Source organism: Vogesella perlucida (genome assembly GCF_979366545.1).
Genome location: NZ_CEETRO010000007.1, coordinates 17,971 through 33,529, shown reverse-complemented (window position 1 = coordinate 33,529; position 15,559 = coordinate 17,971). Strand labels below are relative to the sequence as shown.

At 63.3% G+C, this 15,559-nt stretch carries 13 protein-coding genes; 5 read left to right on the top strand and 8 right to left on the bottom strand.

The features are described from left to right. The first annotated feature begins 28 nt into the window (after positions 1 to 28). The 5 genes from ACZ9XP_RS11400 (at position 29) to ACZ9XP_RS11380 (ending at position 9,335) form a co-directional block, all read left to right on the top strand. Positions 29 to 1,192, top strand: coding sequence for an efflux RND transporter periplasmic adaptor subunit (locus tag ACZ9XP_RS11400; protein WP_147685956.1), 1,164 nt, complete (start codon positions 29 to 31; stop codon positions 1,190 to 1,192). A gap of 17 nt (positions 1,193 to 1,209) precedes the next feature. Beyond that, positions 1,210 to 4,341 carry an efflux RND transporter permease subunit gene (locus ACZ9XP_RS11395; RefSeq protein WP_147685954.1) on the top strand — a complete coding sequence of 1,044 codons (3,132 nt, stop codon included), beginning with the start codon at positions 1,210 to 1,212 and terminating at the stop codon, positions 4,339 to 4,341. Then, positions 4,331 to 5,713, top strand: coding sequence for an efflux transporter outer membrane subunit (locus ACZ9XP_RS11390; protein ID WP_147685952.1), 1,383 nt, complete (start codon positions 4,331 to 4,333; stop codon positions 5,711 to 5,713). Before ACZ9XP_RS11395 ends, ACZ9XP_RS11390 begins: the two co-directional genes overlap by 11 nt. A 138-nt stretch (positions 5,714 to 5,851) precedes the next feature. Next, the gene (locus tag ACZ9XP_RS11385; RefSeq protein ID WP_147685950.1) at positions 5,852 to 7,594 is read left to right on the top strand and encodes an ABC transporter transmembrane domain-containing protein; all 1,743 of its coding nucleotides are present in this window, start codon (positions 5,852 to 5,854) and stop codon (positions 7,592 to 7,594) included. After that, on the top strand, positions 7,584 to 9,335 hold the full coding sequence (locus ACZ9XP_RS11380) for an ABC transporter transmembrane domain-containing protein (protein WP_170253676.1): 1,752 nt from the start codon (positions 7,584 to 7,586) through the stop codon (positions 9,333 to 9,335). The genes ACZ9XP_RS11385 and ACZ9XP_RS11380 overlap by 11 nt, the downstream gene beginning before the upstream one ends. A 93-nt stretch (positions 9,336 to 9,428) precedes the next feature. Here ACZ9XP_RS11380 and ACZ9XP_RS11375 read toward each other — a convergent pair whose 3' ends face one another. The 8 genes from ACZ9XP_RS11375 to dapC form a co-directional block, all read right to left on the bottom strand. Next, a complete protein-coding gene (locus ACZ9XP_RS11375) occupies positions 9,429 to 10,235 on the bottom strand; it encodes an MlaA family lipoprotein (protein WP_465188486.1) in 807 nt (268 codons plus the stop codon). Beyond that, positions 10,232 to 10,534 carry an STAS domain-containing protein gene (locus ACZ9XP_RS11370; RefSeq protein WP_438699137.1) on the bottom strand — a complete coding sequence of 101 codons (303 nt, stop codon included), beginning with the start codon at positions 10,532 to 10,534 and terminating at the stop codon, positions 10,232 to 10,234. The genes ACZ9XP_RS11375 and ACZ9XP_RS11370 overlap by 4 nt, the downstream gene beginning before the upstream one ends. Continuing rightward, positions 10,531 to 11,142, bottom strand: coding sequence for a Tgt2/MlaC family protein (locus ACZ9XP_RS11365; protein ID WP_147685944.1), 612 nt, complete (start codon positions 11,140 to 11,142; stop codon positions 10,531 to 10,533). The genes ACZ9XP_RS11370 and ACZ9XP_RS11365 overlap by 4 nt, the downstream gene beginning before the upstream one ends. A 30-nt stretch (positions 11,143 to 11,172) precedes the next feature. Next, positions 11,173 to 11,658 (bottom strand): outer membrane lipid asymmetry maintenance protein MlaD, encoded by a 486-nt coding sequence (gene mlaD / locus ACZ9XP_RS11360; RefSeq protein ID WP_147685942.1) that lies wholly within the window; start codon positions 11,656 to 11,658, stop codon positions 11,173 to 11,175. Between the two features lie 10 nt (positions 11,659 to 11,668). Further along, entirely contained in the window at positions 11,669 to 12,451 is a 783-nt protein-coding gene (gene mlaE, locus ACZ9XP_RS11355) for a lipid asymmetry maintenance ABC transporter permease subunit MlaE (protein ID WP_147685940.1), read from the bottom strand. Beyond that, positions 12,448 to 13,263, bottom strand: a complete 816-nt coding sequence (locus ACZ9XP_RS11350; protein ID WP_147685938.1) for an ABC transporter ATP-binding protein — start codon at positions 13,261 to 13,263, stop codon at positions 12,448 to 12,450. The genes mlaE and ACZ9XP_RS11350 overlap by 4 nt, the downstream gene beginning before the upstream one ends. A 186-nt stretch (positions 13,264 to 13,449) precedes the next feature. Then, positions 13,450 to 14,271 (bottom strand): 2,3,4,5-tetrahydropyridine-2,6-dicarboxylate N-succinyltransferase, encoded by an 822-nt coding sequence (gene dapD / locus ACZ9XP_RS11345; protein WP_147686058.1) that lies wholly within the window; start codon positions 14,269 to 14,271, stop codon positions 13,450 to 13,452. A gap of 50 nt (positions 14,272 to 14,321) precedes the next feature. Continuing rightward, positions 14,322 to 15,512 carry a succinyldiaminopimelate transaminase gene (dapC, locus tag ACZ9XP_RS11340; RefSeq protein WP_147685935.1) on the bottom strand — a complete coding sequence of 397 codons (1,191 nt, stop codon included), beginning with the start codon at positions 15,510 to 15,512 and terminating at the stop codon, positions 14,322 to 14,324. Positions 15,513 to 15,559: the final 47 nt, after the last annotated feature.

The window sequence follows — 15,559 nt, the reverse complement described above, 5'->3', positions numbered from 1 at the left end:
AAACCCTTCTCTTATCAAGGAGCGTTCCGTGATACCCACCAAACTGAACCATGCCGCCCTCCTGCCCCTGGCGATCCTGCTGGCTGCTTGCGGCCAACCTGCTGGCCAGGCAGGCGGCCACGGCGGCCAGATGCCCCCCATGCCGGTATCGGTAAAAACCATGCAGGCAGCCGATGTGGCGCTGGTCAGCGAATATGTTGCGCAAACCAGCGGCTCGCGCGAGGTAGAAGTGCGTGCCCGCGTGTCCGGCATTTTGCAGAACCGTGCTTATACGGAAGGCAGCACCGTGAAGGCGGGCGAGCTGTTGTTCCAGATTGACCCGGCACCTTACCAGGCCGCGGTAGACCAGGCAGCGGCCGCGCTGAAGCTGCAGGAAGCCGGCCTGATTCGCGCCCAGCAAGACCACGACCGCGTGATTCCGCTGTTCAAGGAAAACGCCGTCAGCCAGAAAGACCGTGACGACGCCGTGGCGGCGCTGGCCAGCGCCAAAGCATCGGTTGCTGCCGCGCGTGCCGGGCTGAAAAGTGCGCAGATCAACCTGGACTACACCCGCGTGACGGCGCCGATCGGCGGAGTGACCAGCGCCGAAGTGCGCTCTGAAGGCAGCCTGGTGCAGCCGGGCGAGGGCGGCTTGCTGACCCGCATTTCGCAGCTGGACCCCATCCATGTAAAGTTCTCGCTGTCGGATAACGACGTGCTGAAAGCCCAGAAACTGGCAGCAGAGGGCAAACTGCGCCTGCCCGCCGGTAACCGCTACACCGTGAGCCTGAAACTGCCGGACGGTAGCCAGTATGGCCGTGACGGGGTGATCGACTTTGCCGACCGCGTGATCGACCCGGCTACCGGCACGTCTGCTGCCCGTGCCACCTTTGCCAACCCGCAAGGCCAGCTGCGCCCGGGCCAGTTTGTGCGTGTACAGCTCAAAGGCGCTACCCGTCTGGGCGCGCTGGTGGTACCGCAGCAAGCCGTGCTGTCCAGCCAGCAAGGCAAAATGGTGTGGGTGGTGGGCAAGGACAACACCGCCGAGCCGCGCCCGCTGCAGCTGGGTGACGCCACGCCGGCCGGTTTTATCGTGGAAGGCGGCCTGAAGGCAGGCGAGCAGGTGATCGTGGATAACCTGATCAAGCTGCGCCCGGGTGCCAAGGTGGTACCACAAGCGGCTAAACCTGCTTCTGCGCCGGCTAACGGCTAACCAGGGGGAAGCACACCATGTTTTCAGCCTTTTTCGTACGCCGGCCGATTTTTGCCAGCGTGATCTCCATCGTCATCCTGCTGGCCGGTTTTTTCGGCATGCGGGCGCTGCCGGTGGAGCAATACCCGCAGATCGTGCCGCCTTCGGTCGCGGTGACGGCCAACTACCCTGGCGCCTCTGCCGAGGTCGTTGCCGATACCGTGGCATCGCCACTGGAGCAGGCCATTAACGGTGTGGACGACATGCTGTATCTGCAGTCCACCAGCGCCAGTAACGGCCGCCTCACGGTCACGGTGACCTTCAAGATCGGTACCAACCCCGACCAGGCCACCATCAACGTGAACAACCGCGTGCAATCGGCGCTGTCGTCGCTGCCGGAAGAAGTCCGCCGCCAGGGCGTGAACGTACGCAAGCAGGCGGCCACCTTCCTGCAGGTGATCTCGCTGTACTCGCCGGACAAGCGTTTTGACACCCTGTTCATGAGCAACTACGCGCTGTTGAACGTGGTAGACGAACTGAAGCGTATTCCGGGCGTGGGCCAGGTCACCAACTTTGCCGGCCAGGACTACGCCATGCGTATCTGGCTGCGTCCGGACCGCCTGTCGCAGCTTGGTCTCACTCCGGGCGACGTCGCGCGGGCCATTCGCGAGCAGAACGCGCAGTTTGCCGCCGGCAAGATCGGTGGTACCCCGACTGCGGGTACCCAGCCGGACTTTACCTACACCATTACCACTCAGGGCCGTTTCAGCGAGGTGTCCGAGTTCGAGAACATCATCGTGCGCAGCGGCAGTGGCGGGCAGCAAGTACGCCTGAAAGACGTGGCGCGGGTAGAGCTGGGGGCACTGTCGTATGACTTCTCCGGCCTGCACAATGGCCGCCCCACTATCCCTATCGGTATCAACCTGGCACCGGGTGCCAACCAGCTGGACACTGCCAAAGCCGTGCAAGAACGCATGGACGAGTTGGCCGCACGCTTCCCGCAGGGCCTGTCCTACGCGATTCCGTACGACACCACCCGCTTTGTGGAAGTGTCCATCGAGGAGGTGATCCACACGCTGGCCGAAGCCATGGTGCTGGTGTTTGCCGTGGTGTACCTGTTCTTGCAGAACTGGCGCGCTACGCTGATTCCGGGCCTGGCGGTGCCGGTGTCCATTGTGGGTACCTTTGCCGGCATGTATATCTTTGGCTACTCCATCAACACGCTGACGCTGTTCGGCATGGTGCTGGCCATCGGTATCGTGGTGGATGATGCGATCGTGGTACTGGAAAACGTCGAGCGCATCATGTCGCAAGAGGGCAAGCCGCCGTACGAGGCGACCCTGCAGGCGATGAAAGAAGTGAGCGGCCCGGTGGTCGCCATCGTGCTGGTATTGTGCTCGGTGTTCATTCCGGTGGCGTTCCTGGGCGGTATTGCCGGCCAGATGTACAAGCAGTTTGCGATCACCATTGCCATCTCGGTCACCATCTCCGGCATTGTGGCGCTCACGCTGACCCCGGCGCTGTGCGCGCTGATGCTCAAACCCGAGCACCAGCACAGCAACCGCTTCTTTGATGGCTTCAACCGCTTCTTCGACCGCATGACCGCTAGCTACGGCAACGGCGTGTCGTTCCTGATTCGCCGCAGCCTGCTGGCGCTGGTGATGTTCGGCGTGCTGATCGGCGCCTCGGTATGGCTGTTCAAGCTGATCCCGTCGTCGCTTGCCCCCGAAGAAGACCAGGGCTACATCATTGCTGCCACCATCCTGCCCGACGGTGCTGCCATCAACCGCACCCAGGACGTGATGAACCGCTTCGACAAGCAGATTGCGGCCAACCCGGCGGTAAAAGACGTGATGAGCTTTGCCGGCTTTGACATCCTGTCCGGTACCAACCGCAGCAACACCGGCGTGACCTTCATCACCCTCAAGCCATGGGACGAGCGCAAGGCACCCAACCTGTCGGCACAAGCCGTGGTAGGGGATGTGTTCCAGAAAGGCATGATGGTGCCGGAGGGCTTGGTGCTGGCGTTCAACCCGCCGCCGATTTCCGGTATGTCGTCTACCGGTGGTTTCGAGGCCTATCTGCAAAGCCGTAACGGCGCTACCAGTGCCGAGCTGGCACAGCAGGCGCAGAAGCTGATGATGGCAGCGGCCAAACGCCCCGAGCTGGCCGGGGTGCAAACCACCTTCTCGGCCAACGTGCCGCAGCTGAACGTGCAGCTGGACCGCGACAAGGCCAAATCGCTGGGCGTGGCGGTAGGCGACGTGTTCGATGCCATGAGCAGTACCTTTGGCTCGCTGTACGTGAACGACTTCAGCAAGTTCGGCCGCATCTTTACCGTGCAGCTGCAGTCCGAAGCCGATTTCCGCGATAGCGTGGAAGACCTGCGCAATGTGTTTGTACGCGGCCAGAACGGCCAGATGATCCCGCTGACCAGCCTGGTGAAAATCGAGCAGCGTACTGGCCCTGAGGTGGTAGACCGTTACAACGCCTTCCCGGCGGCCAAGTTCGTGGGTGGCCCGGCACCGGGTTACAGTTCGGGCGAGTCGCTGGCGGCCATGGAACAGCTGGCCCGCGAAGTGCTGCCAGACGGCTACACCCTGGCGTGGACCGGCTCGGCCTTCCAGGAAAAATCCACCGGTGGTTCGTCGTCCATGGTGTTTGTGGTGGCGCTGCTGATGGTGTTCCTGATCCTGTCGGCGCAGTACGAACGCTGGACCCTGCCGTTTGCCGTGCTCACCGCGGTGCCGTTTGCCGTGTTTGGTGCGCTGCTGGCCACCTGGATGCGTGGCTTGGCGAACGATGTGTACTTCCAGGTAGCGCTGGTGACGCTGATTGGCCTGGCGGCCAAGAACGCCATCCTGATTGTGGAGTTTGCCGTGATCAAGATGGACGAAGGCATGAGCCTGGCCGACGCCGCCATTGATGCGGCCAAGCTGCGCTTCCGCCCCATCGTCATGACCTCGCTGGCCTTTATTCTGGGTTGCGTACCGCTGGCTATTTCCAGTGGTGCCGGCTCGGCCAGCCGCCACGCTATTGGTACCGGCGTGATTGGCGGCATGTTGGCCGCAACCTTTATCGCGGCGCTGTTCATCCCGCTGTTCTTCAAGCTGATCATGCAGCTGTCGCAGGGCAAGGCCGCCAAACAAGGAGAAAAACATGAAGTTTAAGCAAGCCCTGATGCCGCTGCTGGTTGCCGCCGCGCTGTCGGCTTGCGCTGCAGTCGGCCCGGATTACCAGCGCCCCAGCCTGCCACTGCCGCAGGGTAGCCAGCAGGCGCAGGTAGACGCACACTGGTGGCGCCAGTTTGGCGACGCCACGCTGAACCGCCTGATTGCTGATGCCCAGCAATACAACCGCGATCTGCAGCAAACCGCCGCCCGCGTAGAAGAAGCTGCTGCAGCGGCCGGTGCCGCCCGTGCCAGCCAGCTGCCGCAGGTCACGGCCAGCCTAGGCGGTGCCCGTGCGCAGACCTCGCGCTACAGCAGTGGCGCCGGAGCGATCGGCGAAAACTACAGCGGCGGCCTGTCGGCCAGCTGGGAATTCGACCTGTGGGGCAAGGAAGCGCGCAAACGCGAAGCGGCCAACGCTGACCTGGCGCAAACCGAACGCCTGCTGGACGGTGCACGCCAGTCGCTGAGCGCCCAGGTAGCCAGCACCTACTTCCAGCTGCTGAGCTACGACGCCCAGCTGTCTGCCGTGCAAGCCACGCTGAAGGGGCGCGAAGAAAGCCTGGTGCTGCGCAAGAAGCGCTTTAACGGCGGCATGACCTCCGAGCTGGAGCTCAAGCAAGCCGAAGCCGAGGCCGCCTCCGCCCGCGCTGCCGTACCGCGCCTGCAGCAGGCCGTACGCCAGACCGAGCACGCCCTGGCGGTGCTGACCGGCGTGAACCCGCGCGAGCTGATTACGCCGCTGGCGCGCGGCAAGGCGCTGAACGCCCTGGCCGTGCCGCTGGACATCCCGGCCGACCTGCCATCGGACCTGCTGCTGCGCCGCCCGGATATTGCGGCGGCAGAAGCGCAGCTGGTGGCGGCCAACGCCCGCATTGGCGTAGCGCGCTCGGCCTACTTTCCCAGCATCGGCCTGTCGGCCGGCCTGGGCAGTGCCAGCCTTGAGCTGTCCAAGCTGTTTACCGGCCCGGCACAAACCTGGAACTTTGCGGCCAACCTGGCTGCGCCCATTTTCAATAATGGCCAGATTGCCGCCGGGGTAGACGCCGCCAACGCCCGCCAGAAGCAGGCGCTGGCCGCCTACGAAAAAGCGGTGCAGGCAGCGTTTGCCGACACACTGGACGCCTTGTCTGCAGTGGGGACCTCACGCGATACCGAAGCGGCCCAAGCCCAGCAGTTGGCAGCCATGCGCGACGCCCTGCGCCTGGCACGCCTGCGCTACGACGCGGGCTACAGCAGCTATCTGGAGGTACTGGACGCCGAGCGCAGCGTGTTCCAGCTGGAGCAAGCACAGTCCGATGCACGCCTGTCGCGCCTGCGTGCCGTGGTGAGCTTGTATAGCGCGCTGGGGGGTGGCTGGCAGCCCGGCTAAGCCGCGTTGTGCGTTGTCTTGCCGCCCGTCAGGTCAGGTGCCTGGCGGGCTTTTTTTCTGCACACTGGCTAGCGTCTGTGCAACGTTTTTTACGGCCCGGCCAGCTTGGTTGGCAGCAGACCGGCCCAGGAGAAAGGCATGAGCCTGTTCGGCTTTCTGAAACAGTTTATCCGCCAGCATTGGCCGCGTTACCTGGCGGCGGCCACCATGCTGGCCTGCGTGGCGGTACTGACGGTCAGCATTCCGCGCCAGGTTGGCCGCATTATCGATGGCCTGGTGGCTGGCAGCCTGAGCGGTAGCGCCTTGCACTGGCAGCTGGCCGCATTATTGGGCATGGGGCTGGCCATTTACTTTTTGCGCGTGGGTTGGCGCCTGCAGCTGTTTGCCGCCAGCTACCGGCTGGGGGGAGACCTGCGCGTGGCGCTGTACCGCAAGCTGGCGGCGCAGGGGCCGGGTTTTTACCAGCACCAGCGCACTGGCGACCTGATGGCCCGCGCCACCAACGATATCGACGCGGTAGAGATGGCCGCCGGCGAGGCCATGCTGGCCGGTTTTGACGGCGCGCTCACGCTGGTGTTGGTGCTGGGCATGATGACGCTGGGGGTGGACTGGCGGCTGGCGGTGGTAGCGCTGCTGCCTTTCCCGCTGATGGCCTTGGGTTTCTGGCGCATTTCACGCCACGTGCACCAAGCCTCAACCGATTCGCTACAGCGCTTTTCGGCGCTGAACGACCACGTACAGGAAACCCTTAGCGGCGTGCGCACCCTGCGGGCGCTGGGGCTGGAAAACCGCAACCGCCGCACGATGGCGCAGCTGGCGGCCAACGCCGCCGACGCCAGCCTGGCGGCCCAGCGCTGGGAGGCGGCGTTCGAACCCACGGTGGGCATGACACTGACCGCCGCCAGCGTGCTGACGCTGTCGCTGGGCGGCTATCTGGTGTGGCACGGCGGCCTGAGCATTGGCCAGCTCACCAGTTTTTCCATGTATCTGGGCCAGCTGATCTGGCCCATGTTTGCGGCCGGCTGGGTGCTGGCGCTGCTGGAGCGTGGCAAGGCGGCCTGGGCGCGGCTGGACCCTATCCTGTCCGCCCCGCTGACCATAGACGACCATGGCAGCGAAGCAGGCAGCCCCGCCGGCACGCTGCAGCTGCATGAGGTGGGCTTTAGCTACCCGCAGCAGCCGCAGCCCGCGCTGGCTGGCGTTAGCCTGAGCCTGCCCACCGGCGGTGTGCTGGCCCTGGTCGGGCCTACCGGCAGCGGCAAGTCCACGCTGCTGAAGCTGCTGCTGCGCCAGTACCACCCCACCGTTGGCCGCATCCTGTGGCAGGGGCGGGCGCTGGACGATTACACGCTCAACGCGCTGCGCCGCGCGATCAGCTGGGTACCGCAAGAGGCGTTTTTGTTCTCGGCCAGCGTGGCCGGCAATATCGCGCTGGTGAAACCCGACGCCAGCCGCGCCGATATCGAGCGCGTAGCACAGCTGGCCGCCGTGCACGACGATATCCTGCGCCTGCCGCAAGGCTACGACACACCGGTGGGCGAGAAAGGCGTCAGCCTGTCTGGCGGCCAGCGCCAGCGGGTAGCCATCGCCCGGGCGCTGCTGTCAGATGCCCCGCTACTGGTACTGGACGATGCGCTGTCTGCGGTCGATACCCAGACCGAAACTGCCATCCTGCAGCACCTGCGCGCCGCGCGGCAGGGGCGCACGTTGCTGATCGTGAGCCACCGCCTGTCTGCCGTGGTGGACGCCGACGAGATACTGGTACTGAAACAGGGCCGCGTGACCGAGCGCGGCCAACATAGCCAGCTGTTAGCCCTGGACGGCTGGTACGCCAGCCAGTGGCGCTACCAGCAACTGGAGGCCAGCCTGGATGAGTGCTGAGCGACAACAAGCCATGGCGCTACTGCGCCACGCCGCCGCCCCCGAACGCCACCACGTGTGGCTGGGCTTTCTCTGCCTGCTGCTGGCTGCGCTACTGGAAGCGTGCGGCCCGCTGCTGGGCAAATATTTTATCGACAACTACCTGCTGCCACGGCATTGGGTAGCACTGGACGTGGCCCTGCTGCTGGGGGGTATTTTGCTAAGCGGCCTGGCGGCGACCTTGCTGCGCTACCTGCAGCTGCTGCGTCTGGCCGGGGTGGCCATGCGCTCGGTACGCCGCCTGCGCGAGGAGGTATACGGCCATGTGCTGGCGCTGCCGATGGCGTTTTTCGACAAGGCCATCACCGGCCAGCTGGTTAGCCGCGTGACTAACGATACCGAGGCAGTCAAGCAGCTGTACGTGCAGGTGCTGTTTGTGATGCTGGACAGCATCATCGTGGTATGCGGTGCGCTGGCGGCCATGGCGTGGCTGAACTGGCGGCTGGCGCTGGTGGTGATGCTGCTGTTGCCGGCGGTATTCTTGATTGTGTGGCTATACCAGCGCTGGAGTGCGCCGTCGGTCACGCGGGCGCGCCAGCTGCGCAGCGATATCAACGCCCAGGTGGCCGAATCCATTGCCGGCATGAGCGTGCTGCAGGCCAGCGGGGCGGAGCAGCGCTTTGCCCGACGGTTTGCCGATACCAACCAGCAGCTGTACGGCGCGCGCATGGCCGAGCTGCGCGCCAACGCCTGGCTGCTGCGCCCGGCGCTGGACCTGCTGAATGTGCTGCTACTGGCCACCGTCATCTGGGTATTTGGCAGCCATCGCGTGAGCGGGCTGGAGGTGGGCGTGCTGTACGCCTTTGTCAGCTACATTGCCCGCGTGGTGGAGCCGCTGATCCAGATCACCATGCAGTTTTCGCAGCTGCAGCAGGCGGTGGTCGCCGCCTCGCGGGTCAATGGTTTGCTACGTGAAGGGTTGGCCGCAGCCGGGGGCGAGGGCCGCAGTATTGTGGCGGGCGAGGTGGCCTTTCGCGGCGTGCGCTTTGGCTACGATGCTGCCCACCCGGTGCTGCACGACGTGTCCTTGCACATCCCTGCCGGTGCGTTTTACGGCATTGTCGGCCATACCGGCAGTGGCAAATCCACGCTGCTGTCGCTCTTGCTGCGCTTTTATGCACCCCAAGCGGGGGATATCTGCATCGATGGCCGGCCGCTAACCGAGATGAGCGATCTGGCTTTCCGTGCCGGTGTGGGCCTGGTACCGCAAGAGCCGTTCCTGCTGGCGGCCAGCGCGCGCGACAACATCGATATGGGGCGTGGCCTGAGCCAGGCTGCGATCGAGGCCGCTGCGCAGGCGGCCGGTGTGCACGCGCTGATCATGTCGCTGGAGCAGGGCTACGACACGGAAATGGGCGAAAGCGGCACCCGGCTGTCAGTCGGACAAAAGCAGCTGATTGCCATTGCGCGGGCGCTGGCGGGCCAGCCGCGCATATTGCTACTGGACGAGGCGACATCGCATATCGATAGCGAAACCGAGCAGCTGGTGCAGCAGGCGCTGGCGCGCTTGCACGGCAAGGTCACGTTGATTTCGATTGCGCACCGGCTGTCTACCATCCGTGATGCAGACCGGATTGTGGTGCTGAACCACGGCGCCATTGCCGAGCAGGGCAGCCACGACGCCCTGATGGCGATCGAGGGCGGCCTCTATCAGCGCCTGTACCTGCTGCAGCAGCTGGAGAGCGAAGCAGCACAGGGCTAGGCCCGTGGCGTGAGGGGAAAAGTTGGCCGCATGGCGACCCGCAGGCAAAACGGCTACCCGAGGGTAGCCGTTTGTTTGAGCCGGTGCGCGGGCTCAGGGGGCCGGTGCAGCCGCCAGCGGGGCCGAGGCTTCTGGCTGCTGCGGTACGGCAGTAGCAGGCGCCGAGGCAGGTGCATCGTCTGGTACCAGATCGTCGATATTGTCGTCGTCCGGGTTTTGCTGGCTGGCGGGCGGGGTGAAGCCCACCTTGGCATTGCGGTACTGCAGATAGCCGTCGCGCATATAGCTGTAGCGGTCCAGAGCAGCCTCGCTGAATGTGTCATCCAGGCCCAGCAGTTTTTCACGGGCACCCACGCCGTACAGCACGGTGGCCGCAACGGCATCGCGGTTTTCCTGGAATACCCACGAGCCGCTGCTGTAGCCGAACGATAGCCCGACACCGGCACCATCGCGCACAGTGCTTGGGCCCAGTAGCGGCAAAACCAGATAGCTGCTTTGCTTCCAGCCGTAGTGGGCGAAGGTATCACCCAGGGTGGCTTTATAGCTGGGCAGGCCCATGGGGGTAGCCAGGTCTATCAGGCCGAACAGCCCGAAGGTACTGTTGATCGACACGCGTAGCACGTCGGTCGCCGTTTTTTTGCCTTCCAGCTGCAGGGCGTGGTTGGCCAGGCTGTAGACATCGCGCAGGTTGTCGAACACATTGCCTACGGCAGTGCGTACCGGCTGCGGCGTGATAGTGCGGTAGCCTTCGGCTGCTGGCTTCAGCACGTACTGGTCGGCTTTGTCGTTAAAGCTGAACACCACGCGGTTCATGGGTTCCAGCGGGTCTTGCGGGTGGCCACCGCTGCTGGCACAGGCAGTCAGTGCGCAGCAGGCCACCAGAATCAGCGGCTGTTTCATGGTGTGTTCGTCCGGGTCTGGCCCAGTAGCGGTGTCAGCTCGTACAGCTGGGCCAGCACATGGATGCTATCGGGTACGTTACGCAGGTGCAGTTGGCCGCCTTGCGCCTGTTGTTGGCGCATGGCGTTCAGCAGCAGGGCAATGGCGGCGGAGTCCACCTTGCCCAGTGCTGCCAGGTCCAGGGTGATGTCTCCGCCTTGCAAGGCTGCGGCCAACTCGGCCTGGATGGCCGCGGCGCTGTCCATGCCCACGTCACCTTGCAGGGCAAGCTGGCCGGGGGCGGTACGGATCACGCTCATGCCGGCTTGCCTGGCTGGTTTTTGTCTTTCAGCAGTTTGATCAGGCCATCCACGCCGTTTTTGCGGATTTCTTCGCCAAACTGGTTGCGGTAGATGGTGACCAGGCTGGCGCCTTCTACGCTGACATTAAAGATCTTCCAGCCCTGTGCGCCTTTGTACAGGGTGTAGTCCACCATCACGTTTTTCTTGTCGCCGTTGCCTGGCAGGGTAACTTCGGACTTCACCACGGCTTCACGGCCGTTGTTGTTGATCTGCGCGTTGGGTTTTACGTCGATTTGCGCGCTCTTGAAGCGGGTCATGGTAGACGAGTAGGTGCGTACCAGCAGGGTCTGGAACTGCTCGGCCAGCTGGCTTTGCTGTGCCGGGGTGGCGGCGCGCCAGTCTTTACCCACAGCCAGGGCGGTCATGCGGGTAAAGTCGAATAGCGGTACGACCATGTCTTCTACTTGCTTGCGAACCTGGGCAGTGTTCTTGCCGTTTTCTTTTTTCAGCAGGTCCAGGGCATTTTGCGAGGTGGTGCTGATCACGTCTACCGGGCTATCGCCAGCGGCCAGCGCCGGCGTGGACAGGCCAATCATCAGCAGCAGGGTGGTGAACAGTTTTTTCATGATGTGCGTCTTTCTCTGGAGAGGTCTGGTTTATTCTGTTTTGGCCGGGGCGTCTTGGCTGCCCTTTTCGGCAAAGCTGGTCATGAACTTGCCGATCAGCTGCTCCAGCACCAGGGCGGAGGAGGTGAGGCTGATGCTATCGCCACTGGCCAGGTTGTCCGGGTCACCGCCTTGTACCAGGCCGATGTATTGCTCGCCCAGCAGGCCGGCGGTGAGGATCTCGGCGCTGGTATCGCGGCTGAACTGGTACTGTTTGTCCAGTGTCAGGGTGGCACGGGCTACGTAGCGCTTGGTATCCAGCTCGATCTTGGTCACGCGGCCAACCACGACACCGGACGACTTCACCGGTGCTTTTACTTTCAGGCCGCCGATATTGTCGAAATCTGCTGTCAGCGTGTAGGTGTCGCTGCCGCTTTGCGGCGTCAGGTTAGCGACCTTCAGCGACAGGAAAGTCACGGCAGCAATACCGATGGCTACAAACAGGCCAACCCATAAATCAATCGTAGAGCGTTTCATTGTGTAGTTCCTAGAACATGAAGGCGGTCAGGACAAAGTCCAGCGCCAGAATGACCAGTGCCGAGGTGACCACGGTACGTGTGGTGGCGGACGACACGCCAGCGGCTGTCGGGGTGGCGTCGTAGCCTTCGAATACGGCGACCAGCGTCACGGCCATGCCGAAGAACAGGCTCTTGATCAGGCCGTTCACCACGTCGTAGTGCAAGTCGACGTTATTCTGCATTTGCGACCAGAAAGTACCGGCGTCCAGGCCGATCATTTCGACCCCGACCAGGTAGCCACCCAGGATACCCATGACATTGAACAGCGCCGCCAGGATGGGCATGGAAATCACCCCGGCCCAGAAGCGCGGGGCGACCACGCGGGCGATGGGGTTGACCGCCATCACGCTCATGGCTTCCAGCTGTTCGGTGGCTTTCATCAAGCCGATTTCGGCGGTCATGGCGCTGCCGGAGCGGCTGGCGAACAGCAGTGCGGCCAACACCGGGCCCAGCTCGCGCAGCAGCGACAGCGCGACCAGCGCGCCCAGCGCGTCGGCGGAGCCAAAGCGTGCCAGGGTGTTGTAGCCCTGCAGGCCCAGCACCATGCCGACAAACAGGCCGGATACGATGATGATGATCAGCGACAGCACACCGGCGAAATACACTTCGCGGATGGTGAGCCGGAAGCGCAGCAGGCTCTGGCCCGAGTTCAGCAGGATGGCCACAAAGAAGCGGCTGATGAAACCCAGGCGCCAGATGGCGTTGATGCTGAGCGCCCCCAGGCGGCGGATAGGGTTGAGCAGGGCGTTCATGCGGTTTCCCCCTTGATGCCGAATGCCTCGGCCAGGCCCTGCGTGGCGGGGTAGGCAAAGTGCACCGGGCCGTCTGCCTCGCCCCGTACAAACTGCTGCACCCAGGGGGACGACGAGTGGCGGACTTCGTCAGGCGTGCCTTCTGCGGCAATCTTGCCGCCGGCAACAAAGTACACGTAGTCCACGATTTCCAGCGATTTGTGCACGTCGTGCGTCACCATCACGGCGGAGGTACCCAGTGCATCGTTCAGTTTTTTGATCAGCAGGGCGATGGTGCCCAGCGAGATCGGATCCAGGCCGGTAAACGGCTCGTCGTACAGCATGATCTGCGGGTCTAGCGCAATGGCGCGTGCCAGGGCAATACGGCGCGCCATACCGCCGGACAGCTCGGCCGGCATCAGCGCTTCGGTACCCCGCAGGCCTACCGCGTTCAGCTTCATCAGTACCAGGTCGCGGATCATGCTCTCCGGCAGGCGGGTGTGTTCGCGGATGGGAAAGGCCACGTTGTCGAATACCGACAGGTCGGTAAACAGCGCGCCAAACTGGAACAGCATGCCCATGCGGCGGCGGTGCTGGTACAGGTCGCGGCTGCTCATGCGGCCAACGTCTTGCCCGTCTACCAGTACCTGGCCTTTTTGTGCCAGTACCTGGCCGGATATCAAGCGTAACAGCGTGGTTTTACCGCTACCGCTGCCACCCATGATGGCGACCAGCTTGCCGCGGGGGATGGTGAGCGAAATGTCCTGCAGTATCGGCCGGTCGCCGTACGCAAAACTGACATTCTTGAGCTCTATGAAACTGTCGGAAGACACGGTCAGGGATTGTCCTGTGAAATCAAGAAGAAACAGGGAGCCGGCTTGCCGACCCCCTGTATGCATTTTATCTGCCTTGTGTGCACTGCGCAAAATGCCAGCGCACTTATTTTGTGTAGAAATTGTTACCGCACGTGATTATTTATATCGAAAACCACGACAGAAACAAAATGCTACGGTCAGGCTTTACACCCCGCGCAGCAGCTCGTTGATGCTGGTCTTGCTACGGGTTTGCGCGTCTACCTTTTTCACGATCACGGCGCAGTACAGGCTGTGGCTGCCGTCTTTCGATGGCAGGTTGCCCGATACCACTACCGAGCCCGGCGGGATGCGGCCGTAGCTGATTTCGCCGGTTTCACGGTCGTAAATCTTGGTGGATTGGCCAATGTACACGCCCATGGAGATCACCGAGCCTTCGCCCACGATCACGCCTTCTACCACTTCGGAGCGTGCGCCGATAAAGCAGTTGTCTTCGATGATGGTCGGGTTGGCTTGCAGTGGCTCCAGTACGCCACCAATACCGACGCCGCCGGACAGGTGCACGTTTTTGCCGATCTGGGCGCAGCTGCCTACGGTGGCCCAGGTGTCTACCATGGTGCCTTCGTCTACGTAGGCGCCAATGTTCACGTAGGACGGCATCAGGACGGTGTTCTTGGCCACGAAGCTACCCTTGCGTGCAACGGCACCCGGTACGGCGCGGAAGCCGGCTTGCTGGAAGCGTTCCTGGTTCCAGTCGGCAAACTTGGTGTCTACCTTGTCGAAATAGCGGCTCACGCCGTCGTCCAGCAGCACGTTGTCGCGGATGCGGAACGACAGCAACACGGCTTTCTTCACCCACTGGTGTACCACCCAGTCGCCGTCGATTTTTTCGGCAACGCGCAGGTGGCCGTTGTCCAGCTCTTCGATGACCTGCTCTACCGCGGCCTTCAGCTCGGGCGATACGGTGGCCGGGGTGATCTCGGCGCGGTTTTCAAAAGCCAGTTCGATAATGGGCTGGATCGGGTGCATATGGTTCAGTCCTTGGGCAATGTGGATGGTGGTCATGATCTCGATGTCTGTTATGTACGGCTTTTCACAAAGCGGATTAGGCGCGGCACGGCGGCTTCGCACTCGGCCAGCGGGGCCACCAGCGCCAGGCGGATACGGCCGGCGCCAGGGTTCACGCCGTGGGCATCGCGGGCCAGGTAGCTGCCGGGCAGCACGGTAATGTGTTCTTCGGCAAACAACGCGCGCGCAAAGGCGGCATCGTCGCCACCGGGTACTTCGGCCCACAGGTAGAAACCTGCGTCCGGGCGGCTCACATTCAATACCTGTGCCAAAGGCGCGGTGACAGCGTCGAACTTGGCAGTATACGCTGCGCGGTTGGCCGCGACATGTTCTTCGTCCTGCCAGGCGGCAATACTGGCCTGCTGGATGGTCTGGCTCATGGCGCTGCCATGGTAGGTGCGGTACAGCAGGAATTTTTCCAGGATGCGCGCGTCACCCGCCACAAAGCCGGAACGCAGGCCCGGCGCATTGCTGCGCTTGGACAGGCTGGTAAACATCACCAGGCGCTCGTAGCTACGCCCCAGCTGCTGTGCAGCCTCTAGCCCGCCCAGCGGTGGTGTATCGAAATAGATCTCGCTGTAGCATTCGTCGCTGGCGATGATAAAACCATAGCGGTCGGACAGGGTGAACAGTGTGTTCCAGTCATCCAGCGACATCACCGCACCGGTGGGGTTGCCGGGGCTGCACACTACGACTACCTGCGTGCGCTGCCAGACGGCTTCCGGTACCGCCGCCCAGTCCGGCTGGTAGCCGTTGGCCGCCAGGCAGTTCACGTAGTAGGGTTCGGCGCCGGCCAGTAGCGCGGCGCCTTCGTAGATCTGGTAGAAGGGGTTGGGCGAGATCAGTACCGGCTTGTCGCTGCCGCGCGGGTCGATCACCGCCTGCACAAACGAAAACAGCGCCTCGCGGCTGCCGCATACCGGCAGAATCTCGCGGGCCGGGTCGACGGCAATGCCGTAGCGGCGCTGCAGCCAGCTGCTGCACGCCTGGCGCAGGGCATCGCTGCCCAGGGTGGCCGGGTAGGCGGCCAGGCCGTCCAGGTTGGCGATCAGCGCATTTTTTACCACGTCGGGCGTAGGGTGTTTGGGCTCGCCGATGGACAGGTTGATATGGGCCAGCTCGGCTGGGGGCGTGACGCCGGCCAACAGGCCGCGCAAGCGCTGGAACGGGTAGGGCTGCAACAGATCGAGGTGGGGGTTCAACGCCGCTTCCTTGCAATGCAACAAAAGGACAATAGTAAGAAAACAAT